Below are 23015 nucleotides of genomic sequence, written 5' to 3'. Positions count from 1 at the left end.
TCTAGCCGGGGTGTCAGATCAGGAGAGGGACCAGCGGGCCCCGTCGGCGTTGTCCTGGACCTCGATGCCCGCGGCCGCGAGGCGGTCCCGGATCGCGTCGGAGGTGGCCCAGTCCTTCGCGGCGCGCGCCTCCGCGCGCGCCTTGAGCTCCGCGGCCACGAGGCCGTCCAGGGCCGTCGCGTACCGGTCGTCGCCCGACGTCGTCCACTGCGGGTCGGCCGGGTCCAGGCCCAGCACGTCCAGCATCGCACGGAGCGTCACCAGCTCGTCGCGGACGGCGGCGTCGGTCCCGGAGGCGAGGGCGGTGTTGCCGGCCCGCAGGTGCTCGTGCACGACGGCGAGCGCCTGCGGCACGTTCAGGTCGTCGTCCATCGCGGCGGCGAACGCCTCGGGCACCTCCGCCTTGGCGACCTCCTCGACCGGGACGTCGCCCACCCGTTCCGAGGCGCGCGTGACGAAGCCGGACAGGCGCTCCCACGTGGTGCGTGCCTCGTCCAGCGTGTCGGGCGCCCACTCGAGCATGGACCGGTACTGCACGGCCACGAGCGCGTAGCGCACCACGGGCGCGGGGGCCTGGGCCAGCAGCTCGCTGACCAGCAGACCGTTGCCCAGGGACTTCGACATCTTGACGCCGGCCTGGGTGACCCACGCGACGTGCATCCAGCGCTGCGCGAACCCGTAGCCCGCGGCCCGCGACTGCGCCTGCTCGTTCTCGTGGTGCGGGAACCGCAGGTCGAGGCCGCCGCCGTGGATGTCGAACGTGTCGCCCAGGTAGCGGCGGGCCATCGCGGAGCACTCCAGGTGCCAGCCGGGCCGGCCGCGGCCGAACGGGGTCTCCCACGACGCCGACTCCGGCTCGCCCGGCTTGGGGGCCTTCCACAGCGCGAAGTCGTGCGGGTTCTTCTTGGCCGCGGCGGCGGACCCCTCCGCGACCTCCGCGCCCTCCTCGGGGCTGAGGTCCTCGACCCGCTGCCGGGTCAGCTCGCCGTAGGCGGGCCAGGAGTGGACGTCGAACCAGACGTTGCCCTCGCCGGTGGTGTAGGCGTGCCCGCCCTCGACGAGGCGCTCCATGAGCGCGACCATCTCGGGCACGCTGCCGGTCGCCCGGGGCTCGTAGGTGGGCGGGATCACGCCGAGCGCGTCGTACGCCTGGGTGAACACCCGCTCGTACAGCGCGGCGTGCGCCCACCACTCGCGGCCGGCGGCGGCCGACTTGGCCAGCACCTTGTCGTCGATGTCGGTGACGTTGCGGATCAGGGTGACCTTCAGGCCCCGCCGGGTGAGCCAGCGCCGCAGCACGTCGAACGCGATGACGGGGCGCAGATGGCCGACATGAGGGGGCGCCTGCACGGTGGCGCCACACAGGTAGATGCCGACCTCGCCCGGGGTGATGGGGTCGAAGTCGCGCACCTCGCGCGCAGCGGTGTCAAACAGGCGAATAGTCACCTGTCAAGGGTACCGGCGCTCAGGCACCCTTTTCCTGCCCGAGCGCCTGTCCGAGCACACGCGCCACGTGCTGGTGCCCGCGCACCTCGTACCCGACGACCGACACGGCCGGGGCGAGCATGACCAGGAGCAGGGACCAGGCCATGCCGAGGCCCGCCGCCGCGACCGCGACGGCCAGGGCGAGCACCACCGCCGTGCCGATCACGAGGAACAGGTGCAGGGGGCTGAACGACCGGGACAGGACCCAGAACAGCGTGTAGTCGGCCACCACGAACACGAGCACCGGCACGGCGACCGCCAGCACCGTCGCGACGGGGCCGAGGTGCGACTCGTGGTCCAGGTAGTAGCCCGCGACGTGCAGCCCGGCGCCCACGCCCGCGAGCGCCGCGAAGACCAGGATGTTCCCGTAGCCCCAGGCGAACGACCGCTCCCGGTGGCGGTGCAGCAGCTCGGCGTCCGGCGTGAGGTAGTACGTCCACCACAGGCCGAAGGTGAGGCCGGTGCCCGCGAGCGCGACCAGCACGGCGTCGAGCGTCCAGCTCGAGCCGTCGACCACGGCGGACAGCGACGCGACCGTGCCGATCACGCCCTCGCCGAGCGTGATGATGGCCAGCAGCCCGTACCGCTCGGCCATGTGGTGGGCGTGCCAGGGCGTGCTCTTCTGGCCGGCACCGGCCGTGCGGAACCGCTCCGCGACCACCGGCCCCGCCATCTCCGCGACGCCCAGCAGCACACCGCCCACGAAGAAGACCGGGACGGTCACGGGCGCGACGGCCAGCGCCGCCCAGCCGATCTGCGTGATGACGAGCGTGCGCACGTACGCGAGGCAGGTGGCGCGGTACTCGGGCGCCTGCTTGGCCGCGCGCAGCCACTGCACGAGCATGGCCAGCCGCATCACGATGTACCCGGCGACCATGACCTCGTTGTGCACGCGGTCGCCCGCGTCGAGGGAGCTGAACATCTCGGGCAGGCCGAGCGCCAGGACCACGACGCCGATCATCTGCACCATCGTGGTGACGCGGTAGAACCAGTCGTCGGTGTCGAACGCGGAGGCGAACCAGGTGAAGTTGATCCACGCCCAGCAGATCGCGAACATCGAGAACGCGAACCCGATGATGCCCGACGCGACGTGCCCCTCGGCGAGCAGGTGCGCGCCCTGCTCGCCGGCCACCCCGAACGCGACCACGAACGTGAGGTCGAACAGCAGCTCCAGCGGGGTCGCCGTGCGCGCCGGCTCGTGGGGGTCGCGACCCGTCATCGGCCGGGTGCGGTGGTGCAGTGTGGGCATGGGCTTTTTCTACCCGATGGCCCGTCCCGCGGCCTACCCGAAGTTCTTGTGCTCGCCCCGGTAGGTCGGCACCGTCTCGGTGATCTCGGCGCCCCGCACGAGGTGCACCTGGTCGAACCGCTCCATCATCTCGCCGGCCTTCGCGTGCCGGAGCCAGACCCGGTCGCCCGTGCGCAGGGGCGCGCCGTCGGCCCGCGTGGCACGCAGCGGCGTCTGGACCTCGCCCGCGCCCTCCGTCCCGCTCAGCGTGTACCCGGGCGTGAACAGGCGCGGCAGCCGCGCCGTGCCCGCCTGGCCCGACGCCGCGTACCCGCCCGCGAAGGCCGTGACCCAGCCGGGAGCGGGCTCGCGCACCACGTCGAGCCCGAAGAACGCCGCCGGTCGGGCCTCGAAGGAGCGGTAGCCGTCGAACAGGCCGGGCGCGAACAGCCCGGAGCCGGACGTCACCTCGGTGACGCCGGGGGCGCTGCCGCTCACCTCGATCGATCCGGTCCCGCCCGCGTTGACGAGCTCCACGTCCTGGCCGACGGCGTCGCGCACCGCCGCGAGGATGCGCACCCGGCGGTCGTTGACCTCGCGCATCGTGAGGCGCTTGACGAGCCGGACGGCGGGGCTGGTGTCCGGCAGGCCGGCCACCTGGGCCTCGTAGAACATCAGGCCGCGCACGGCCAGCCCCTTGGCCTGAGCGACGGTGGCGAGGGCGGCGACGTCGCCGGGCTCGCGCAGGGGCGAGCGGCGCACGCCGAGGTGCGCCGTCAGCGACCCCACCCCGACCCGCAGCGAGCAGTCGACGTCCAGGCAGACCTGGACGGGCCGGACGGACGCCGTGCCCGCCGTGGCGGCGGCCGAGCCGCCCGCGCCCACGCGCTCCTCGGCCTCGGCGATCAGGCCGAGGTGCGCCACGTCGTCGACCATCAGGGTGATCTCGGCGCGGGCCGCGGGATCCGCGGCGAGCGTGGCCAGGGCCGCACGGTCCACCGTCGGGTAGCCCACCAGCACGTCGCGCACACCCGTGCCGACCAGCCACAGCGCCTCGCGCAGCGAGTAGGCCATGACGCCGGCGAACCCGTGCCCGAGCGCCCGCTCGACCAGCGAGCGCACCCGCACGGACTTCGACGCGACGCGGACGGGTACGCCGTCGGCACGCTTGAGGAGGTCGAGCGCGTTGGTGTCGAACACGTCCAGGTCGACGACGGCGACGGGGGCCGGCAGCCCGGACGTGGCGGCGGAAAGCCGCGCGGCGGTGTCTGCTGCGGAGCTCATGCCCGAACGCTACTCCGGTTCTGTCCAGCAGCGCGGGCCCGTGGGATAGTGCTCCGGTGATCTGGACGAACTGGGCACGCAACGTGACCGCCACGCCCGCACGACTCGAGCAGCCGACGTCGGAGGACGAGCTGTCCGACGCCGTGCGCCGCGCCGTGAAGGACGGGCACACGGTGCGCGCGGTCGGCGCCGGGCACTCGTTCATGCCGGCGGCGGCCACGGACGGCGTGCTGCTCAACCTCGACCACCTCGACGCCCTGCACCGCGTCGAGCGCGACCCCGACACCGGGCACGCCCTGGTCACGGTGGGCGCGGGCATGCGGCTGCACCAGCTCAACCGGATCCTGGCCGAGCGCGGGCTGGCCATGCAGAACCTCGGAGACATCGACCGGCAGTCGGTGGCCGGCGCCATCTCGACGGGCACGCACGGCACGGGCGCGCGGTTCGGCGGCCTCGCCACCCGCGTGCGCGCGCTGACGGTCGTGGGGCCGGACGGCGACGTCGTGCGCGCCGCGCCCACCGAGCGGCACGACCTGTTCGAGGCCTCCCGCCTCGGCCTCGGCGCGACAGGCGTGCTGAGCACCGTGACCATCGAGGCGGTCCCCGCCTTCGACCTCCTCGCCGTCGAGGAGCCCTGGCCCCTGGATCGCGTCCTCGAGGAGCTCGACGACCTCGTGGCGGGCAGCGACCACTTCGAGTTCTACTGGTTCCCTGCCACGCGCCGCGCCCTGACGCTCCGCAACACCCGGGTCGACGCCGGCGTGAACGCCGGGTCGGGCCTCGCGCACGGCCTGCGGAAGGCGGCCGGTGCGGCCCGCTCCTTCCTCGACGAGGAGGTGCTGTCGAACGCGCTCTTCGGCACCGTGAACCAGATCGCGACCCTGATCCCGGCCGCGACCCCCACGCTGAACGCGATCTCGGCCCGCGCCCTGAGCGCCCGCCGGTACACGGCGCCGTCGCACCAGGTGTTCTGCACCCACCGCCGCGTGCGGTTCCGCGAGATGGAGTACGCGGTGCCTCGGGCCGCGGTGGTCGACGTGCTGAACCAGCTCGACGCCTGGCAGCGGTCCACCGGCGAGAACGTCCCGTTCCCGGTCGAGGTGCGCTTCGCCCCCGCCGACGACGTGTGGCTCTCGACCGCGTACGGCCGCGACACCGCCTACGTCGCCGTGCACCAGTACTGGCGCCTGCCCTACGCGCGGTACTTCGACGCCGCCGAGCAGATCTTCACCGCCGCGGGCGGGCGTCCGCACTGGGGCAAGATGCACACCCGCGACGCCGACTACCTGGCGGGCCAGTACCGGCGGTTCGGTGACTTCCGCCGGGCGCGCGAGGTGGCCGACCCCGAGGGCGTGTTCGCCAACCCGTACACCCAGCGGGTCTTCGCCATCTAGGCCCGGCGAGGACGGCGAGCCGTCAGGGCTGCATGTCGTCGAACACGTCGTGCGTCAGGTCGGCGAAGGCGGACCGCGCCGCGGCGTCGTCCTGGTCGACCATCCACGCGAGCTCGATGCCGTCGATCCGGATCGCCACCGTGCGTGCCAGCGTGTCGATGTCGGTCCGGTACTTGGCCTCGGCGACCTCGGCCAGCCGCAGGAGGTACTCCCGTGTCATCACGATGCTCTGCTTGAGGTGCGCCTGCGCCACCTCGCGCAGCACCGGCGTACGCGCGCCGGAGACGGCGAACTCGAAGGTGAGCAGCCGCATGTGCTGGTGCTGCTTGAGGCCTGTCAGGAGGGCGTCCACGGCCGTGTCGGCCAGGGTCGTGCGGTCCGGCCCGACCTCCAGCGCCGAGATCATCGGCTCGGACGCCCGCATCGCGATGGCGCGGCCCATGGCCCGCAGCATCGCGTCCTTGTCGTCGAAGCAGTAGTGCACGGTGCCCAGCGAGATGCCGGCCTCCTGCGCCACGCGGCGCACGGTCACCGACTCGACGCCCTCGCGCATCGCCACGCTCAGCCCGGCCTCGACGATCTCGGCGCGCCGTTCGTCCAGCGGCTTGCGCTTGTTGTTCATGCCGCGGCCCTGCCGTCGGGCACCACGAGCGCGGTCGCGATCGCCGCGACGCCCTCGCCGCGCCCGGTCAGCCCGAGCGCATCCGTCGTGGTCGCGGTCAGGGAGACGGGCGCGCCCGCGGCGGCGGACAGCGCCGCCTGAGCCTCGTCGCGCCGTGTGCCCACCCGCGGATGGTTTCCGATCACCTGTACAGCCACATTGCCGATCATGTACCCCGCAGCCCGAACGCGCCTCGCGGCCTCGGCCAGGAGCGTGGTCCCGGAGGCCCCCGCCCACTCCGGACGGCCGGTCCCGAAGTGCGACCCGAGGTCGCCCAGACCCGCCGCGGAGAACAGCGCGTCGGCCGCCGCGTGCGCGGCGACGTCGGCGTCGGAGTGCCCGGCCAGGCCGCGTTCGCCCGGCCAGTGCAGGCCGCCGAGCCACATCTCCCGGTCCGACCCGTCCGGCGCGAAGGCGTGCACGTCGACGCCGATGCCCGTGCGCGGCAGGGGGTACGCGGCGGCCGGGACGGCCCGTTCCGGCGTGCTCGACGGGTCGGTCATGCGTTGGTCTCCTGCAGCACGAGGGACGCGAGCCACAGGTCGCGTTCGGTGGTGATCTTGAAGGCGGCGGCGTCGCCGGGCACGATGTGGACCGGCTCGCCGAGCACCTCGACGAGGCCGGCGTCGTCCGTCGCCGCGAGGTGCTCCGCCCGGGCCCGGGCGGCGCCCGTCCTGTGCGCGCGCACCAGCAGGTCGCGCGCGAACCCCTGGGGCGTCTGCACGGCACGCAGCATGGAGCGGTCCGGGGTGCCGGTGACCAGCTCGGCGTCGCCGTCCGGCCGGACCTGCTTCACGGTGTCCGTGACCGGGAGGCCGGGCACCACGGCCCCGTGGCCGCTGCGGACGGCCGCCACGACCCGCCGGACAAGGTCCGAGGGGACGAGCGGACGCGCCGCGTCGTGCACCAGCACCACGTCGTCACCCGGCCGGGCGAGCGCCAGGCCGGCGTGGACGGAAGCCTGCCGCGTGGGGCCGCCGTCCGTCACCTGAACGGGGACGTGGACGTGCGGGTCGTCGGCCAGGAGGTCGGTCATCACACCCACGAGCCCGTCGGGCGCCGTCACCACGAGCGAGTCCACGACTCCCGACGCCGCCAGGCGCCGCGCCGCGTGCAGCACGAGCGGGAAACCGTCGAGCTCCACCAGCGCCTTGGGCAGGTCTCGCCCTAGTCGGGAGCCCGAGCCGGCGGCCGTCAGGATTGCAAGGGTCGTCATCTCGTCGGGGTCCCCACAGGATCATGATTGAAGCGAAGGATCCCGTGGGGCACGATGCACCGGTCGCCAGACCGGTGCATCAGTGGAGCTGGGGATCCTGTGGGTGGGTCAGGAGGCGAGGACCTCGTCGAGGATGGCTTCCGCCTTCTCCTCCTCGGTGTGCTCGGCCAGCGCGAGCTCCGACACGAGGATCTGCCGTGCCTTCGCGAGCATACGCTTCTCACCTGCGGAAAGACCGCGGTCGGCGTCACGGCGGGACAGGTCGCGAACGACCTCGGCCACCTTGATCACGTCGCCCGACGCGAGCTTCTCGAGGTTCGCCTTGTACCGGCGCGACCAGTTGGTGGGCTCTTCCGTGTACGGCGCGCGAAGCACCTCGAACACGCGGTCGAGACCCTCCTGGCCGACGACGTCGCGCACCCCCACCAGGTCGACGTTCTCCGCCGGGACCTCGATGGTCAGGTCACCCTGAGCAACCTTGAGCTTCAGGTACATCTTTTCTTCGCCGCGAATCTTGCGGGTCTTGATCTCTTCGATCAGCGCCGCGCCATGGTGCGGGTAGACAACCGTCTCGCCTACTGTGAACGTCATCTGCAGATGTCCCCTTTCCCTGAAACCAGGTTACCACGGCGTGATCTGGAGAACTTGCACGCTTGGCGTTTGTCCGACCCCCTTGCGAACAGCGTTTCCGCAGGTCAGAGCGTTGTCCGCCCGGGTAGGTGGGGTGATCCTCACCCGCGCGACCCCGGTCGGATCGTTCCGGAGCCGTGACCGTTGCCACTCCCTGACCGGGTGGTTCGTCACCTTCGGCGATGCGCGGGCACGCCGTCGGGCCCACTAGGATATTGCGGGGATCCGACCCCGACCGAACCAGACGAACATCAGGGAGTTCACCGTGTCCCGTCGCGCCACCGCCGCCCGAGGCGCCCGCACCATCGCCGTCGCGGCGGTCTCCGCTGCGGGAGCCCTCCTGCTGGCGGCCTGCGCCCCGACCACCACGACGAAGTCCTACGACCCGTCCGACGGCGTCGGGGTCTCCGTCCTGGGCGAGGACGACACGGACCTGCGCGGCATCAACCTCATGGTCGTGTCCGCCGCCGAGGGCGAGGCCGGCAACGTCCTGGGCGCCCTGGCCAACGAGACGGCTGACGACGCGTCGTTCACGCTCCAGGCCCCCGGCGCCGCCCCCGTGGTCGTCGAGGTCCCGGCAGGCGGCACGGTCTACCTGGGCACCGAGACCGGCGAGGCCGCCCTGCTCGACACCGTGGGCGCCGCACCCGGCAACTACCTCGACGCGACCCTCACCGTCGGCACCGACACCAAGGAGTTCCTGCTCCCGGTCCTCGACGGCACGTTGTCGGAGTACGCCGACTACCTCCCGGTCGAGGTCGTCGAGCCCGCGGCGTCCGTCTCGCCGTCGGCGTCGCCCTCCCCGTCGGAGTGACCTCGCGGAGGTAACAGCAGCAGACGGCTCTGGCGGGTGAGGACCCTGGTCCTCACCCGCCAGAGCCGTCTCTCCGCCCGGGGGCGGTCAGCGGCCGTCCGTCACCCGAAGCGGCCCGAGACGTAGTCCTCGGTGGCCTTCTCGGCCGGCGACGAGAAGATGGTCGAGGTGTCGTTCATCTCGATGAGGCGGCCGGGCTTCCCGGTGCCCGCGATGTTGAAGAACGCCGTCCGGTCGCTCACGCGCGCGGCCTGCTGCATGTTGTGCGTGACGATGACGATCGTGTAGTCCTTCTTGAGCTCCTGGATCAGGTCCTCGATCGCCAGCGTGGAGATCGGGTCCAGGGCCGAGCACGGCTCGTCCATGAGGACGACCTGCGGCTTCACCGCGATGGCACGGGCGATGCAGAGGCGCTGCTGCTGGCCGCCCGACAGGCCGGAACCCGGCTTCTCCAGGCGGTCCTTGACCTCGTTCCAGAGGTTGGCGCCGCGCAGGGACGACTCGACCAGGTCGTCCGCGTCCGACTTGCTGATCCGCTTGTTGTTCAGCTTCACGCCCGCCAGCACGTTGTCCCGGATGGACATCGTGGGGAACGGGTTGGGGCGCTGGAACACCATGCCGACGGTGCGGCGCACGGCCACGGGGTCGACGTCGTCGCCGTACAGGTCGACGCCCTCAAGCTCCACGGAGCCGTCGACGCGGGCCCCGGGGATCACCTCGTGCATGCGGTTCAGGGTGCGCAGGAACGTCGACTTGCCGCAGCCCGACGGGCCGATGAAGGCCGTGACGGACTTGGGGTCGATCGTCATGGACACACCCTCCACGGCGAGGAAGTCGCCGTAGTAGATGTTCAGGTCTTTCACGTCGATGCGCTGTGCCATCGGATCATTCCTTCGTGTGAGCTGCGGCTGAGGCGGGTCTGCGCGTCAGCGCAGCTTCGGGGAGAACCACCGGGTCACGAGGCGCCCGATGAGGTTGAGGAGCATGACGATGATGATCAGCAGGAGGGCGGCCGCCCAGGCCCGCTCGAAGTTGATGTTCACCAGGCAGTCGATCGCATCCTCGCGGCAGGGCACCGGGCCCTGCCGGTACTGGCTGAAGATGTAGACCGGCAGGGTCATCATGCGCCCGTCGAACACGTTGAAGTTGATCGAGTCCGTCACACCGGCGGTGATGAGGATCGGGGCCGTCTCGCCGATCACGCGGGCGACGGAGAGCAGCACGCCCGTGGTGATGCCGGCGACGGAGGTGCGCAGCACGACCCGGACGACGGTGAGCCACTTGGGCACGCCCAGCGCGTAGGACGCCTCCCGCAGCTCGTTCGGCACGAGCTTGAGCATCTCCTCGCAGGAGCGCACGACCACGGGGATCATCAGCACGCTCAGCGCGACCGCGGCGATGATGCCGAGCTTGGCGCCCGGGCCCAGGAAGATCGTGAACAGCGCGAACGCGAACAGGCCCGCGACGATGGACGGGATGCCCGTCATGACGTCCACGAAGAACGTCGTGGCCCGGGCGAGCGCGCCCCGCCCGTACTCGACGAGGTAGATCGCCACCAGCAGGCCGATCGGCACCGAGATGACCGTGGCGGTCAGCGTGATCATCAGCGTGCCGACGGCGGCGTGGTAGGCGCCGCCCATGTCCATGCCGCCGAAGACGCCGCGCATCGACGTGAGGAGGAAGTCGCTGTTGAACCGCTCGATGCCGTTCACGAGGACGGTCCACAGCAGGGACACCAGTGGGATGACGGCGAGCGTGAAGGCGCCGTAGATGAGCACCGTCATGATGCGGTCGGTGCGCTTGCGGCCGGTGTCGGCGGCGGTCAGGAGGGCACGCGTGCGCTCGACGGCGCCGGCGTCGTCCGCGATCGAGGTCGTGGCGCTCATCAGTTGGCTCCCGAGAATTCCTTGCGCCGCGCGACGATCGCGCGGGCGCCCATGTTGACCAGCATGGTGATGACGAACAGGGCCAGGCCGGTGGCGATGAGCACGTTCACCGCGAGCCCGCTGGCCTCCGCGAACCGCGACGCGATGAACGCCGCGATGGTCTGCTGCTGGCCGGAGTCGAAGATCTGGAACGAGTAGAGGATGCCGGGCGACAGGATCATCAGGACCGCCATCGTCTCGCCGAGCGCACGGCCGAGGCCGAGCATCGCGGCGGAGATCACGCCGGAGCGGCCGAACGGCAGCACGGCGGTGCGGATCATCTCCCAGCGCGTGGCGCCCAGCGCCAGCGCGGCCTCCTCGTGCAGCGTCGGGGTCTGCAGGAAGACCTCGCGGGAGACGGCGGTGATGATCGGCAGGACCATCACCGCGAGCACCACGGATGCCGTCGCGAGCGACCGGCCCGTGTTCGTCACGTTCACGGTCCAGAACGGCAGGAAGTCGAGGACGCCCGCGATCCACACCCACACGTCGCTGATGATCGGGGCCAGCGTGCGCCCGCCCCAGAGGCCGAAGACCACGGACGGGATCGCCGCGAGGAGGTCGATCACGTAGCCGATCACCGAGGCCGCGCGACGCGGCGCGTAGTGCGAGATGAACAGCGCGATCCCGATGGCGACCGGCGTCGCGAGCAGCAGCGCCATGGCGGCGGCCAGGAGCGTGCCGAACACGAGGGGGCCGACCAGGTCCCAGAGCGAGTTCATCCCCGTGGGCAGGCCGCCCTTGCTGCTGAGCTCCTCGGGCGAGGCCATCAGGGCGGGCAGGCCGCGCGCGACGAGGAACACCGCGACGGCCGCCAGGACCAGCAGCAGGAAGGCGCCGGACCCGGTGGTGATCCAGCGGAACACCCGGCTGAAGCCGCGTTCGGTGTCGCCGTGGTTGCGCCGCCGTCGGGTCGGCGGCTTCAGCCGGCCGGGCTGGGCGTCCGGCGGACTGTCAGTGGTGGTCACAAGAGCTCCTCGATGCTCATCGCTCGTGGTGGGGGGACCGGGATCAGTGACTGACATGGCTGTGCCGGCGACCGGACCTGCGACGCCGTCGGCGCCGTTCGGTCCGGCCGCCGGCCGGTACTCATGTGCTTCGTCAGCCGACCGTGATCGACTCGATCGCGGCGGCGACCTGCTCGGCGGTGGCCGCCGAGATGGGCGCGTTGCCCGCGGCGTCGGCCGCGGCCTGCTGGCCCTCCTCGGAAGCCTGGTAGGCCAGGAAGGCCTTGACGAAGTTGCCCTGCGCCTCGTCGGCGTAGTTGGTGCAGGCGATGGCGTAGGAGACCAGCACCAGCGGGTAGGTGGTCGGGTCGGTCAGCGTGCGGTCCACCTCGATGGCGAAGTCGTGCTCGGCACGGCCCTCGACGCGCGGGGAGGCGTCCACCGTGGCGGCGGCACCCTCGGGGGTGTGCTCCACGAACTCCTCGCCGACCTTGATCGCAGCGGTGCCCAGGGTGCCGACCTTGGAGGCGTCGGCGTAGGTGACGGCGCCCTCGGTGTCGGTCACGACACCGACCACACCGGACGTGCCCTCGGCGGAGTCGCCGCCCTTGAGCGGCCAGACACCGTCGGGCTCGTCGGTCCAGGCCTCGGGAGCCGTCGCCGAGAGGTACTCGGTGAAGTTCTCGGTGGTGCCCGAGTCGTCGAGGCGGTGCACCGGCGTGATGTCGGTGTCAGGGAGGTCGGCGTCGGGGTTGTCAGCCGCGATCGCGTCGTCGTTCCACTTCTTGATCTCGCCGTTGAAGATGTTGGCGATGACCTCGGAGGAGAGGTTCAGCGAGTCGATGCCGGGCAGGTTGAAGGCCACGGCGATCGGGCTCACGTAGATCGGCAGGTCGATGGCGCCGTCGGGGCCGCAGACCTCGGCCGAGGCAGCGAGCTCCTCGTCGTCGAGCGCGGAGTCCGAGCCGGCCCACTGCACGCCGCCCGCGAGGAACTGCTCACGGCCCGCGCCGGAACCGGCGGGGTCGTAGTTGATCGTGACGTCCGGGTTCGCGCTCTGGAAGCCGGCGACCCAGGCCTCCATGGCGGACTCCTGGGACGACGCCCCGGCGCCGGCGAAGTCGCCGGTGATCGCCTCGCCACCCTCCGTCTCGGTGGTCTCGGCGCCGGTCGTCGGGTCAGACCCGCAGGCTGCGAGGCTCAGCGCGAGCGCGCCCACCATGACAGCGGAGCCAACGCGGGGGAATCGGCTGATCTTCACGTGTCGTTCCATCCTGTTCAAGTCGTACGCGCGGCGAGCGCCGCGGCGTCAGTCGGGACGCTAGGCAGGTGGAGTGACCTGCTCACCAGGTCCAGGTAAACGGAGGGTGAACAAGCCCGCGGGAAGCGGGTGATACGCAACACGATCACCATGACACGGCCTGGCGCGTGCCACCCGCCGTGTGCTCCCGGGGTCATCCGCCCGCCTGCTCCTCCGGACGGTCCCGGGTCAGGTAGATGGCCTTCGCGGCCTCGGCGATCCAGGCCTGGACGTCGGGCGAGATCGCGGCGTTGCCCGCCGCCGCGGCCGCGCGCTGCTGCCCGTCGGGCGACGCGACGTACGCGACGAACTCCTTGACGAACCTGCCCTCCGCCTTGTCCTCGTACCGCGAGCACACGACGAGGTAGGACACGAGCACCATCGGGTAGGCGAAGGGCTTGTCGATCGTCCGGTCGAGGGCGAAGGCGAGGTCGTGCTCGTAGCGGTTCTCGATCCGCGGCGAGATGTCGACGACGGCGGCCGCGGCGTCCGCGCTGTAGGGCACGTACTCGTCCCCCACCTGGATGGCCGCGCGCCCGAGGTCGGACGTGCGCGAGGCGTCGGCGTAGGTGATGCCGCCCGGCGTGGAGCGGACCGTGTCCGTGACGCCGCCCGTCCCCTCGGCCGCGAAGCCCTCCGGCAGCGGCCAGACGCCGTCCGGCGGGTACGGCCAGGCGCCGGGTGCCGTCGCGTGCAGGTAGTCGGTGAAGTTCTCGGTGGTGCCCGAGTCGTCGGACCGGTGCACCGGGGTGATCTCCAGCGCGGGCAGCTTCACCTCGGGGTTGGCCGCGACGATCGCCGGGTCGTCCCACCGGGTGACCTGACCCGTGAAGATCCGCGCGATGAGGTCCGAGGACAGGTTGAGCTGGTCGACCCCCTCGACGTTGAAGGCCACCGCGATCGGGCTGATGTAGACCGGCAGGTCGATCGCGTTGCCGCCGTCGCAGGCCGGGCCGGAGGCCGCCATCTCCTCGTCGCTCAGCGCGACGTCGGAGGCGCCGAAGGCCGTGTCGCCCGCGAGGAACGACGCGCGCCCGTCGCCCGACCCGACGGGGTCGTAGCTGACCGCGGCGTCGGGGTGCTGCTCCTGGAACCCGCTGATCCAGGCCTCCATCGCCGACTCCTGGGACGACGCGCCGGCCCCGACGAACGTGCCGGCGACGACGACCTTCGCCTCGGCGGCTGGCGTCGGCTCCACCGCGCCGCCGAATCCGGGCAGTCCGGCCGCTGCGCAGCCCGCGAGCGGCAGCACGAGGGCGCCGGCGGTGGCGGCGGAGACGAGGCGGGTGTAACGGGGGGTGCTCACGCTTCGCGAAACTACTCAGGAGCGCGGTCCCACGAGCAAACGCGGGGTGAACGGAAGATGACCAGCGTTCACGTCTCACCCGTGAGGTGCGCCACGTCCGGGGCGCACCTCACCGGGGCTCACCCCTCGTCGTCGGCCAGCTTATAGCCCAGGCCGCGCACCGTGAGCAGGTACTTCGGGGTGCCCGGGTCGGGCTCGATCTTCGAGCGGATGCGCTTGACGTGGACGTCGAGCGTCTTGGTGTCGCCCACGTAGTCGGCACCCCAGACGCGGTCGATGAGCTGGCCGCGGGTCAGCACCCGGCCGGCGTTGCGCATCAGCAGCTCGAGCAGGTCGAACTCCTTGAGCGGCAGGGCCACGCTCTCCCCCGAGACGGCCACGGTGTGCCGCTCCACGTCCATCCGGACCGGGCCCACCTCCAGCACGCCGTCCTCGTCCTGCTCCGTGGAGTCGGTGGGCTGCCGGCGCCGCAGCACGGCCCGCACCCGGGCCAACAGCTCCCGGTACGAGTACGGCTTGGTCACGTAGTCGTCGGCCCCGAGCTCCAGGCCCACCACCTTGTCGATCTCGGAGTCCTTCGCGGTCAGCATGATGACCGGCACGTCGCCGCGGGCGCGGAGCTCGCGGCACACCTCGGTGCCCGACAGCCCGGGCAGCATGAGGTCGAGCAGCACCAGGTCCGCCCCCTCCGCGTCGTACGCGGCGAGCGCCGAGACGCCGTCGGCGGCCTCGACCACCTCGAACCCCTCGCGGGTCAGCTGGTACGTCAGCGGGTCCCGGTACGACTCCTCGTCCTCGACCACCAGGATGCGCGTCACGCACCTACCTCCTCGTTCTTCGTGGCCGCGGTGTCCGCGGCCTTGTGCTGGTCCTGCGGGCCGTGCTGGTCCTGCGGGTCGTGCTGGTCCTGCTCGTCCTGCTGCTCGCCCTCGCGGACGACGTCCGCCAGCCGGGGCGGGGTGACGCGGCCCGTGCGGCCGGCGCTCTCGGGCCGGTCGGCGGACGGGATCCGTAGCGTGAAGGTCGAGCCCCGCCCGGGCTCGGACCACATCTGGACGTCGCCGCCGTGGTCGGCCGCGACGTGCTTGACGATGCTGAGCCCCAGGCCGGTCCCGCCGGTGTCGCGCGAGCGTGCCGGGTCCACGCGGTAGAAGCGCTCGAAGACGCGGTCCTGCGCGTCCTCCGCGATGCCGACGCCCTGGTCCACTACGGCGATCTCGACGAGCCCGCCGCGCTCGTTGACCCCGACGCCCACCCGGCTGGCGGGCCCGGAGTAGGCGACGGCGTTGTCGACCAGGTTGCGGACCGCGGTGACCAGGAGGTTGTGGTCGCCGTACACCTCGGTGTCCAGGTCCCCGCCCATGGTGATCGCGATGTTCTTGGCCTGGGCCGTGGTGCGCGCCCGGTCGACCGCCTCCTCCACGACCTCGCGGATCGGGACGGGGGTCAGCTTGGGGACCGCGCCCGCGCCCTGCAGCCGGGACAGCTCGATGATCTCCTGCACCAGCGCGGACAGCCGGACGGCCTCCCGTTGCATGCGCTCGGTGAACCGGCGCACCGCGACGGGATCGTCGGCGGCGTCGGCCACCGTCTCCGCGAGCAGCGCGAGCGCGCCGACCGGCGTCTTCAGCTCGTGGGACACGTTGACCACGAAGTCGCGGCGGATCGCCTCGACGCGGCGGGCCTCCGTGCGGTCCTCGGCGAGCACCAGCACGCGGTCCAGGCCGAGCGGCGCCACGCGCACCTGCAGCAGCACCGTGCCCTGGCCCACCGGTCCGCGGGGCAGCTCCAGCTCCTGCTCACGGATCACGCCGTCGCGCCGCACGAGGGCGACCAGGTCCGTGATGGCGGCGTGCACCAGGGCGTCGTTGCGCACCACGCCGAGGGCGTAGGCCGGCGGCGACGCGCGGATCACCTCGTCCTCGCCGTCGAGCACCACGGCGGCGGAGCGCAGCACGGAGAGCACACGGACGAGGCCCGCGTCGAGCTCGTCGGGTTCGGTCGGGGGCAGGGTGTGCTGATGCCGTTCGGAGACGCGGAACGCCACGGTGGCGACCACGCCGACGATCACGCCGAGAATTCCGGCGACCAGCACCGGTACCCCGGAGATGATTCCGTCCACGCCTCCAGGGTAGGTCGACGTTTCAACCGCTGACGGACGTGGGCAGGCGGTCGGAGGATCGCGTCGCCTACTGTTCATGTCAGGGAGGAAGAGCGTTAACCTCCCAGTACATCGCACCGCCGAACCTAGGTGGGTGCGGGCGGTAGCTGTGCCGTGCGCCGTTCCGGGACGTGTCCGGGCGGTCGGCCCGGCCGCGCGTCGGCCCTGCCCGCCTCACGGCGGCGCGACAGCGGACGCGAACCGTCCGCGCGCCCCGAGTGCGAGAGGAAACCGATGCGACAGATCTTCGATGCCGAGCTCCAGCAGGTCGGCGAGGACCTGACCGAGATGAGCAGGCTCGTCGAGTCCGCCATCACCCGCGCAGGAACGGCGCTGCTGGAGGCCGACCTCCAGCTCGCGCAGGAGGTGATCGCCTCCGACAAGACCATCGACGCCATCGAGGACTCGCTCGACGAGCGGTGCGTGCACCTGCTCGCGCAGCAGGCCCCGGTCGCGACCGACCTGCGCGTGGTCGTCAGCGCCCTGCGCATGAGCGCCTCGCTGGAGCGGATGGGCGACCTCGCCCGCCACGTCGCCCAGGTGGCGCGCGGGCGCTACCCGGCCCAGGCGATCGTCCCCGAGGCCCGGGACACCTTCGCCAAGATGCACGACGCCGCCGTCCGGGTGGCGCAGCGCACCACGAAGCTGCTCGCCACGCGCGACCTGTCGGTGGCGGAGGCGATCGAGCGCGACGACGACATCATCGACGAGCTGCACCAGGAGACGTTCAACACGCTCCTGGCGCCCGGCTGGCAGGGCACCGTGCAGGAGGCCGTCGACGTGACGCTGGTGGGCCGCTACTACGAGCGGTTCGGCGACCACGGTGTGTCGGTCGCCCGCCGCGTGACGTTCCTGGTCACGGGCGACTTCCCGGAGGAGTGACGCCCTGCTCCTGCCGCCACACACCGTTGAGTGCTGGCTATTTGTGCTTCTGAGCCTCTCAGAAGCACAAATAGCCAGCACTCAACGGTGTGTCACGGGGTGGGTCAGCGGCCCTGGTTGGCCACTGCCGCGATCGCGTCCTTCGCGGCCTCCGGGTCCAGGTACGTGCCGCCCGGCTTCACCGGCGCGAGGGTCTCCTCGTCCAGCTCGTAGACCAGCGGGATGCCCGTCGGGATGTTCAGCCCGGCGATGGCCTCGTCCGAGACGCCGTCGAGGTGCTTCACGAGGGCCCGCAGCGAGTTGCCGTGCGCCGCGACCAGCACGGTCTTGCCGGCCTTGAGGTCGGGGACGATCTCGCTCTCCCAGTACGGCAGCGCGCGCTCGAGGACGAGCTTCAGCGCCTCCGTGCGCACGACGGGGGCGTCGGCGTAGCGCGGGTCCGCGTCCTGGCTGAACTCGGAGCCCAGCTCGATCTCCGGCGGCGGGACGTCGTACGAGCGGCGCCAGAGCATGAATTGCTCCTCGCCGAACTCCTCGAGCGTCTGCTTCTTGTCCTTGCCCTGCAGCGCTCCGTAGTGGCGCTCGTTCAGGCGCCAGCTCCGCTTGACCGGGATCCAGTGCCGGTCGGCGACGTCGAGCGCCAGGTTCGCCGTCATGATGGCGCGGCGCAGCAGCGACGTGTGCAGGACGTCCGGGTTCACCCCGGCCTCCTTGAGGAGCGCGCCACCGCGCTTGGCCTCCTCGACGCCCTTCTCGGAGAGGGCCACGTCCACCCAGCCGGTGAACAGGTTCTTGGCGTTCCACTCGCTCTCGCCGTGGCGGAGCAGCACGAGGGTGTAGGTCATGGGCTCCATCCTGCCGCACTTTTCCGGGGCCGATGATGCCGCCCGTCCCGTGGTCTCAGAGCGTGGACGGACCCCGGCCGCAGGCGCGGCGGGCCTCGGCGTGGTGCTTGCGGGCCTGCTCGTAGACGTCCAGCATCTCGTCGGCGGCGCGGTCCCAGCCGAACCGGGTCGCCGAGCCGCGGGCGCCGACGGCCAGGCGCGCACGCAGCTCGTCGTCGTCCAGGAGGCTCTTGAGGACCAGGGCCCAGCTCTCGGGCTCGTGGTCGGGCACGAGGACGCCGGAGACGCCGTCCTGGACCACAGTGCGCAGGCCGCCCACGGCCGCGGCGACGACCGGCGTGCCCGACGCCTGGGCCTCGGCCGCGACCAGCCCGAACGACTCGCTGTGTGACGGCACGGCCACCAGGTCGGCGGCGCGGAAGTAGTCGGCGAGCGTCTCCTGCGGCACCGGGGGCCGCACGCGCACGTGCGCGGCCACGCCCTCCTGGTAGGCGAGCGCCTCGAGCTCGCGGACGGCAGTGGGCCGCCCGGAAGCGCCGCCCAGCACCACGAGCAGCGGCGGCTGCCCGTCGCCCTCCGACCAGACCCGCTCCCCCAGCGCCCGGACCAGCACGTCCGGCCCCTTGAGGAGCTGCACCCGCCCCGCGAACAGCACGATCTTGCGGTCCGTCGGCAGCGCGAGCCGCTCCCGGAGCTCGGCCCGCTGCCGGGCGCACGCGACGGGGTCGGCGGCGTCCTGCGGCGGCGCGAACACCCCCAGGTCCACACCCGGCTGCACCACGCGCACCAGGGCGGGATCGGCCTGGTAGTCGCGCACCAGATCGGCGGCCTCCTGGCCCGTGTTCGCGACCAGCGCGTCGGACTCGGCGACCACCTGCTCCTCGCCGATGATCCGGCCCTGCGGCTCGGGGGCGTCCCCCGGCGCGAGGGAGGCGTTCTTGACGCGCGCCATGGTGTGCATGGTGTGCACCAGCGGCACGTCCCAGCGCTCCGCCGCGATCCAGCCCACCTGGCCGGAGAGCCAGTAGTGGGTGTGCAGCACGTCGTACCAGCCCTCGGGGCGGTGCGCCTCGGCGCGCAGCACGCCCGCGGCGAAGGCGCACAGCTGCCCCGGCAGGTCGTTCTTGTCCAACCCCTCGTAGGGCCCGGCGGCCACGTGCACCACGCGGACGCCGGGTTCGGCATCGGTCACCTTGGGCTGGGCCGACGTCGTCGCCCGGGTGTAGATCTCCACCTGCGCGCCCCGGCGGGCCAGCGCCTTCGACAGCTCCAGCACGTACACGTTCATGCCGCCGGCGTCGCCCGTCCCGGGCTGCTCCAGCGGCGACGTGTGCACGGAGACCATCGCGATCCGGAGCGGACGGGGGGCGTCCGGCTCCACGAGACCGGGCGGCAGGCTGTCACGCATCACGCCTCCAGGACGCACGCGGGCACGGGCAGCTCCAGTCGGTCGGTGATCTCGCCCTGGCCCGACGCGCGGTCGAGCCGGACGGCGACGAGCTCGTCCGTGCTCTGCGCGGCCACGACCACGACCTCGCCGTCGGCCAGGACCGCGTGGTGGCGCGGCCAGGCGCCGGCGCCGAGCTCGACGTCGGCGACGTTCTCGATCGTCAGGTGGCCGACGGCGGGGCTGCCCTGCGCCGCCCCCGCGGCGTCCGCCGCGCGCACCCGGAACACCGCCAGGACGTCCGGGCCACGGACGCCCACGTGCACGAGGTCCCCGGCGACGGTGATGTGCGAGGGGTAGCCGGGGGCGCCGTCGGGCAGGGTGCGGGCGGTGATCGCCACCGAGCCGACGGGCTCCAGGCGGCCCGGACCCGCGGGGACCAGCACGTGCAGGCGGCAGTCCAGCTCGCCCGCGAGCAGGATCGTGCCGTCGGGCAGCTCGACCAGGTGGCGGGGCCCCGTGCCGGGCGGCAGGACGGCGGCGATCTCGCCGTCCGCCGGGCCGGACCCGTCCAGCGGGTAGGTGCGCAGCTCGTCGGTGCCGAGGTCGGCCACGAGCACGCGGTCGTCGCCCCACGGGTGCACGAAGTGGGCGTGCGAACCCTCCTGCCGGTCCGTCACCGGGCCCGTCCCCTCGTGCGGGAAGGTGCGGGCCTCCCCCGGCACGCCGGAGCCGGTCAGGGGCACGACGGCGGCGACGCCGTCGCCGTAGTTGGCGACCCACGCCGCGGAGCCGGTGCCGACGACGTGGCAGGGGCTCGCACCGCCCGAGGCGGCCGTGCCCGCGAGGGCGAGCGTGCCGTCGTCGGACACGTGGAACGTCGTGAGCGCGCCCGGCTCGGTCTCGCCGACCGCCAGGAGCGTGCGCCCCGACGGGTCGAGCGCGAGGAACGACGGCGAGGCGACCGGGGCGGCGAGCCCGGCGCCCGCGAACCGTCCGGCCGCGTCGATCTCGGCGCGCCAGATGCCCTCACCGGTGCCCGGCTCGGCCCCGGCCTTCGGATAGGTGCCGATCCACAGGGCGGTGGTGGGGTTGCTCATGCGAGCAGCCTAATGACGTCCGAGGTGTGCTCCGGCCGGGAAAGCACGGCGCCCCGGCCGCCCCTCGTCGAGGGGTGCCGGGGCGCGATGTGCCGTCGTGAGTACGTCGGCGTCAGCCGTTCGCCTTCGCGTAGGCGTCCTGCACCTCGGCCGAGATGCGCCCACGGTCGCTGACCGTGTAGCCGTTGGCCTTGGCCCATTCACGCACCGCTGCGGTGTCACTTCCGGAGCGGGACCGGCGCGTGGTGGCGGTCCGCGCGACCGCGGACTTCACCTTGCGAGCGTGGCCGACCCACGAAGCGAGCGAATCACGCAGCTGGGCCGCGTGCTCGGCATTGAGGTCGATCTCGTAGGAGACGCCGTCGAGGCCGAAGTTCACGGTCTCGTCGGCGGCACCGCCATCGATGTCGTCTTCGAGAACAAGCTGAACCTTCTGAACCATACGGGTACTTCCCTTCCGCGCCACAAATTCCGGGGTTAGTTCGCGAGCATGCCGCACTCAATATTGACATGTCAATAATGAGCATGTGACACCGATCACGAAAACTTCACCCGGGTTCGTGAAGTGCGCGGATTTGATCCGTGAAGGCCGGTGCGGATAACCTCACCCGCGCGGATCAGTGCGAAGCGGAATTCCTGGTGTTTTCCGCCGTCACCGTCATGCCCTCGCGATCCATTCGCTCGAGAGCCTCACGCTCGTGGCGGTCCGCCCGGAGGATCTTTCGCATCGCAAACCAGAACAACAGGCCGACCCCGACCGAGGGCGTCAGCCCTGCGAGCACCGCAAGCGTCGTATCCATCACAAGATCCTCACATACTCGTCTGCGCGGCCGAAATCCTCAGGCCTGCGGCTTCACCAGCGGGAAAAGGATGGTCTCCCGGATGCCGTGGCCCGTCAGGGCCATGAGCAGGCGGTCGATCCCCATGCCCATTCCGCCCGAAGGGGGCATCGCGAATTCCATCGCGGTCAGGAAATCCTCGTCGAGCAGCATGGCCTCGTCGTCGCCGGCTGCGGCCATCCTGGCCTGCGCCTCGAAGCGCTGGCGCTGGATCACGGGGTCGACCAGCTCGGAATAGCCCGTGGCCAGCTCGAAGCCGCGCACGTACAGGTCCCACTTCTCGACCTGGCCCTTTTCCGAGCGGTGGTCGCGCGTGAGCGGCGACGTCTCGACCGGGAAATCCCGGACGAACGTCGGTGCCGTCAGGTGGTCGCCCACCCGGTGCTCCCAGAGCGTCTCGACGAGCTTTCCGTGATTGAGGATCTTCTTGTTGCCGACCTCGACATCGAGCCGCTCGGCGATCTTCTCGAGCTCCTCGACGGAGGTGTCGGCGGTGATCTCCTCGCCGAGGCTTTCGGAGAGCGTGTCGTACATCCGCAGATTTGCCCATTCGCCGCCCAGCTCGTACTCGGAGCCGTCGGGAAGGGTCACCAGCGTGGTGCCGAGAACGTCCTGCGCCGCGGTCTGCACCAGATCCTGGGTGAGCGCGCCGATGGTGTTGTAATCGCCGTAGGCCTCGTACGCCTCGAGCATGGCGAACTCCGGCGAGTGCGACGAGTCCGCGCCCTCGTTACGGAAGTTGCGGTTGATCTCGAAAACCTTCTCGACGCCGCCGACGACCGCCTTCTTCAGGAAGATCTCGGGCGCGATCCGCAGGAAGAGCTCCAGGTCGTACGCATTCATGTGCGTCGAGAAAGGGCGCGCCGTGGCGCCGGAGGCAATGGTCTGCAGCATCGGCGTCTCGACCTCGAGAAAGCTGCGCCGATAGAAGTTCTCCCGCAGGGAACGCACCACGCCGGAGCGCAGGCGCACCATGTCACGGGCCGCCGGGCGCGCGATGAGGTCCACGTACCGCTGGCGGACCCGCGCCTCCTCGGACAGGTCCTTGTGCAGCACCGGGAGGGGCCGCAGGGACTTGGCCGCCATGCGCCACTCGTCGGCGAAGATGCTCAGCTCGCCCCGCCGGGACGCGCCGACGCGGCCGTGCAGGAAGAGGTGGTCGCCCAGGTCGACGTCGGACTTGAAGGCGGCCAGCGCCTCCTCGCCGAGCACGGCCAGGCTCAGCATGCCCTGGAGGCGGTTGCCCTCGCCGTCCTGCAGCGTGACGAAGCACAGCTTGCCGCCGATACGGATGAACACGACGCGGCCGGCCACGCCGACGACGTCGTCCGTCTCCCGGCCCGCCTCGAGGTGCCCGTACTTCTCGCGGACCTCCGCGATCGTGTCGGTGACCGGAACGCTGACCGGGTAGGCCTCGGTGCCCTGCGCCAGGAGGCGCTCACGCTTCTCGCGCCGGATCCGCAGCTGCTCGGGCAGGTCGTCGGTCGGCGGGGTCGCGGCGTTCTCGGCAGCGGGGTTCTCGGTCGTCACGGAGGCGATTCTATCGGTGCGCATCACCCGCCGAGTTCTCTTTATCCGCCCGGTTGGACACACCAGGCCGGGCAGATATCC

At 71.8% G+C, this 23015-nt stretch carries 23 protein-coding genes; 3 read left to right on the top strand and 20 right to left on the bottom strand.

Annotated elements, in window-relative coordinates:
- Positions 1-18: 18 nt before the first annotated feature.
- From cysS to ACH45N_RS22185, 3 genes are read right to left on the bottom strand one after another with little or no spacing between them, the layout of a single operon-like run.
- Positions 19-1446, bottom strand: a complete 1428-nt coding sequence (cysS, locus tag ACH45N_RS22195) for a cysteine--tRNA ligase (protein WP_397397934.1) — start codon at positions 1444-1446, stop codon at positions 19-21.
- 19 nt (positions 1447-1465) lie between these two features.
- Positions 1466-2734 carry a low temperature requirement protein A gene (locus ACH45N_RS22190; protein WP_397397931.1) on the bottom strand — a complete coding sequence of 423 codons (1269 nt, stop codon included), beginning with the start codon at positions 2732-2734 and terminating at the stop codon, positions 1466-1468.
- Positions 2735-2767: 33 nt separating this feature from the next.
- Complete coding sequence (locus tag ACH45N_RS22185; RefSeq protein ID WP_397397928.1) at positions 2768-3997, bottom strand: amino acid deaminase/aldolase; 1230 nt, start codon at positions 3995-3997, stop codon at positions 2768-2770.
- A gap of 56 nt (positions 3998-4053) precedes the next feature.
- On the opposite strand from ACH45N_RS22185, the gene ACH45N_RS22180 reads away from it, so the two are divergent.
- Positions 4054-5391, top strand: coding sequence for a D-arabinono-1,4-lactone oxidase (locus ACH45N_RS22180; protein ID WP_397397925.1), 1338 nt, complete (start codon positions 4054-4056; stop codon positions 5389-5391).
- 22 nt (positions 5392-5413) lie between these two features.
- On the opposite strand, the gene ACH45N_RS22175 is transcribed toward ACH45N_RS22180, so the two are convergent.
- From ACH45N_RS22175 to ACH45N_RS22160, 4 genes are all read right to left on the bottom strand, one after another.
- Positions 5414-6013 carry a TetR/AcrR family transcriptional regulator gene (locus tag ACH45N_RS22175; protein ID WP_397397922.1) on the bottom strand — a complete coding sequence of 200 codons (600 nt, stop codon included), beginning with the start codon at positions 6011-6013 and terminating at the stop codon, positions 5414-5416.
- The gene (gene ispF, locus ACH45N_RS22170) at positions 6010-6555 is read right to left on the bottom strand and encodes a 2-C-methyl-D-erythritol 2,4-cyclodiphosphate synthase (RefSeq protein ID WP_397397920.1); all 546 of its coding nucleotides are present in this window, start codon (positions 6553-6555) and stop codon (positions 6010-6012) included. The genes ACH45N_RS22175 and ispF overlap by 4 nt, the downstream gene beginning before the upstream one ends.
- Positions 6552-7268, bottom strand: coding sequence for a 2-C-methyl-D-erythritol 4-phosphate cytidylyltransferase (gene ispD / locus ACH45N_RS22165; protein ID WP_397397918.1), 717 nt, complete (start codon positions 7266-7268; stop codon positions 6552-6554). Before ispD ends, ispF begins: the two co-directional genes overlap by 4 nt.
- Positions 7269-7376: 108 nt before the next feature.
- Positions 7377-7859 (bottom strand): CarD family transcriptional regulator, encoded by a 483-nt coding sequence (locus ACH45N_RS22160; RefSeq protein WP_020017968.1) that lies wholly within the window; start codon positions 7857-7859, stop codon positions 7377-7379.
- A gap of 304 nt (positions 7860-8163) precedes the next feature.
- Here ACH45N_RS22160 and ACH45N_RS22155 point away from each other — a divergent pair, with 304 nt between their 5' ends.
- Entirely contained in the window at positions 8164-8712 is a 549-nt protein-coding gene (locus ACH45N_RS22155; RefSeq protein ID WP_397397916.1) for a hypothetical protein, read from the top strand.
- A 101-nt stretch (positions 8713-8813) separates the two neighbouring features.
- On the opposite strand, the gene pstB is transcribed toward ACH45N_RS22155, so the two are convergent.
- The 7 genes from pstB to ACH45N_RS22120 form a co-directional block, all read right to left on the bottom strand.
- Positions 8814-9593, bottom strand: a complete 780-nt coding sequence (gene pstB, locus ACH45N_RS22150) for a phosphate ABC transporter ATP-binding protein PstB (protein WP_397397914.1) — start codon at positions 9591-9593, stop codon at positions 8814-8816.
- A gap of 45 nt (positions 9594-9638) precedes the next feature.
- A complete protein-coding gene (pstA, locus tag ACH45N_RS22145; RefSeq protein ID WP_397397911.1) occupies positions 9639-10598 on the bottom strand; it encodes a phosphate ABC transporter permease PstA in 960 nt (319 codons plus the stop codon).
- Positions 10598-11605: a phosphate ABC transporter permease subunit PstC gene (gene pstC / locus ACH45N_RS22140; protein WP_397397908.1), complete on the bottom strand. Its 1008-nt coding sequence runs from the start codon at positions 11603-11605 to the stop codon at positions 10598-10600. The genes pstA and pstC overlap by 1 nt, the downstream gene beginning before the upstream one ends.
- Positions 11606-11738: 133 nt before the next feature.
- Positions 11739-12857 (bottom strand): phosphate ABC transporter substrate-binding protein PstS, encoded by a 1119-nt coding sequence (gene pstS / locus ACH45N_RS22135; protein WP_397397906.1) that lies wholly within the window; start codon positions 12855-12857, stop codon positions 11739-11741.
- 181 nt (positions 12858-13038) lie between these two features.
- Entirely contained in the window at positions 13039-14190 is a 1152-nt protein-coding gene (gene pstS, locus ACH45N_RS22130; protein ID WP_397397904.1) for a phosphate ABC transporter substrate-binding protein PstS, read from the bottom strand.
- Positions 14191-14309: 119 nt separating this feature from the next.
- A complete protein-coding gene (locus ACH45N_RS22125; RefSeq protein WP_397397901.1) occupies positions 14310-15008 on the bottom strand; it encodes a response regulator transcription factor in 699 nt (232 codons plus the stop codon).
- Positions 15005-16312 (bottom strand): sensor histidine kinase, encoded by a 1308-nt coding sequence (locus ACH45N_RS22120; protein WP_397397899.1) that lies wholly within the window; start codon positions 16310-16312, stop codon positions 15005-15007. Before ACH45N_RS22120 ends, ACH45N_RS22125 begins: the two co-directional genes overlap by 4 nt.
- Before the next feature lie 273 nt (positions 16313-16585).
- Between ACH45N_RS22120 and phoU the strand changes: the two genes are divergently transcribed.
- Positions 16586-17233: a phosphate signaling complex protein PhoU gene (phoU, locus tag ACH45N_RS22115; RefSeq protein ID WP_397397896.1), complete on the top strand. Its 648-nt coding sequence runs from the start codon at positions 16586-16588 to the stop codon at positions 17231-17233.
- A 104-nt stretch (positions 17234-17337) separates the two neighbouring features.
- Here phoU and ACH45N_RS22110 read toward each other — a convergent pair whose 3' ends face one another.
- The 6 genes from ACH45N_RS22110 to lysS form a co-directional block, all read right to left on the bottom strand.
- Complete coding sequence (locus tag ACH45N_RS22110) at positions 17338-18078, bottom strand: phosphoglyceromutase (RefSeq protein WP_397397893.1); 741 nt, start codon at positions 18076-18078, stop codon at positions 17338-17340.
- A 55-nt stretch (positions 18079-18133) separates the two neighbouring features.
- Entirely contained in the window at positions 18134-19486 is a 1353-nt protein-coding gene (mshA, locus tag ACH45N_RS22105; protein ID WP_397397891.1) for a D-inositol-3-phosphate glycosyltransferase, read from the bottom strand.
- Entirely contained in the window at positions 19486-20565 is a 1080-nt protein-coding gene (locus ACH45N_RS22100) for a lactonase family protein (protein WP_397397888.1), read from the bottom strand. Before ACH45N_RS22100 ends, mshA begins: the two co-directional genes overlap by 1 nt.
- A gap of 112 nt (positions 20566-20677) precedes the next feature.
- On the bottom strand, positions 20678-21007 hold the full coding sequence (locus tag ACH45N_RS22095; protein WP_285105368.1) for an Lsr2 family protein: 330 nt from the start codon (positions 21005-21007) through the stop codon (positions 20678-20680).
- A gap of 175 nt (positions 21008-21182) precedes the next feature.
- Positions 21183-21365 carry a hypothetical protein gene (locus ACH45N_RS22090; protein WP_397397885.1) on the bottom strand — a complete coding sequence of 61 codons (183 nt, stop codon included), beginning with the start codon at positions 21363-21365 and terminating at the stop codon, positions 21183-21185.
- Positions 21366-21404: 39 nt separating this feature from the next.
- Entirely contained in the window at positions 21405-22958 is a 1554-nt protein-coding gene (gene lysS, locus ACH45N_RS22085) for a lysine--tRNA ligase (protein WP_397397882.1), read from the bottom strand.
- Between the last annotated feature and the right edge of the window lie 57 nt (positions 22959-23015).

This window comes from Promicromonospora sp. NPDC019610, from assembly GCF_044389365.1.
In the GTDB taxonomy this organism is placed as follows: domain Bacteria; phylum Actinomycetota; class Actinomycetes; order Actinomycetales; family Cellulomonadaceae; genus Promicromonospora.
This window is presented reverse-complemented; position numbering and strand designations above follow the sequence as displayed.

What these genes read in the sequence shown, in the direction of transcription:
- ACH45N_RS22190 (WP_397397931.1), bottom strand. Translation starts at nt 2,734, where the DNA reads ATGCCCACACTGCACCACCGCACCCGGCCGATGACGGGTCGCGACCCC.
- ACH45N_RS22185 (WP_397397928.1), bottom strand. Translation starts at nt 3,997, where the DNA reads ATGAGCTCCGCAGCAGACACCGCCGCGCGGCTTTCCGCCGCCACGTCC.
- ACH45N_RS22175 (WP_397397922.1), bottom strand. Translation starts at nt 6,013, where the DNA reads ATGAACAACAAGCGCAAGCCGCTGGACGAACGGCGCGCCGAGATCGTC.
- ispF (WP_397397920.1), bottom strand. Translation starts at nt 6,555, where the DNA reads ATGACCGACCCGTCGAGCACGCCGGAACGGGCCGTCCCGGCCGCCGCG.
- ispD (WP_397397918.1), bottom strand. Translation starts at nt 7,268, where the DNA reads ATGACGACCCTTGCAATCCTGACGGCCGCCGGCTCGGGCTCCCGACTA.
- ACH45N_RS22160 (WP_020017968.1), bottom strand. Translation starts at nt 7,859, where the DNA reads ATGACGTTCACAGTAGGCGAGACGGTTGTCTACCCGCACCATGGCGCG.
- pstB (WP_397397914.1), bottom strand. Translation starts at nt 9,593, where the DNA reads ATGGCACAGCGCATCGACGTGAAAGACCTGAACATCTACTACGGCGAC.
- pstA (WP_397397911.1), bottom strand. Translation starts at nt 10,598, where the DNA reads ATGAGCGCCACGACCTCGATCGCGGACGACGCCGGCGCCGTCGAGCGC.
- pstS (WP_397397906.1), bottom strand. Translation starts at nt 12,857, where the DNA reads ATGGAACGACACGTGAAGATCAGCCGATTCCCCCGCGTTGGCTCCGCT.
- phoU (WP_397397896.1), top strand. Translation starts at nt 16,586, where the DNA reads ATGCGACAGATCTTCGATGCCGAGCTCCAGCAGGTCGGCGAGGACCTG.
- ACH45N_RS22110 (WP_397397893.1), bottom strand. Translation starts at nt 18,078, where the DNA reads ATGACCTACACCCTCGTGCTGCTCCGCCACGGCGAGAGCGAGTGGAAC.
- mshA (WP_397397891.1), bottom strand. Translation starts at nt 19,486, where the DNA reads ATGCGTGACAGCCTGCCGCCCGGTCTCGTGGAGCCGGACGCCCCCCGT.
- ACH45N_RS22100 (WP_397397888.1), bottom strand. Translation starts at nt 20,565, where the DNA reads ATGAGCAACCCCACCACCGCCCTGTGGATCGGCACCTATCCGAAGGCC.
- ACH45N_RS22095 (WP_285105368.1), bottom strand. Translation starts at nt 21,007, where the DNA reads ATGGTTCAGAAGGTTCAGCTTGTTCTCGAAGACGACATCGATGGCGGT.
- ACH45N_RS22090 (WP_397397885.1), bottom strand. Translation starts at nt 21,365, where the DNA reads ATGGATACGACGCTTGCGGTGCTCGCAGGGCTGACGCCCTCGGTCGGG.
- lysS (WP_397397882.1), bottom strand. Translation starts at nt 22,958, where the DNA reads ATGCGCACCGATAGAATCGCCTCCGTGACGACCGAGAACCCCGCTGCC.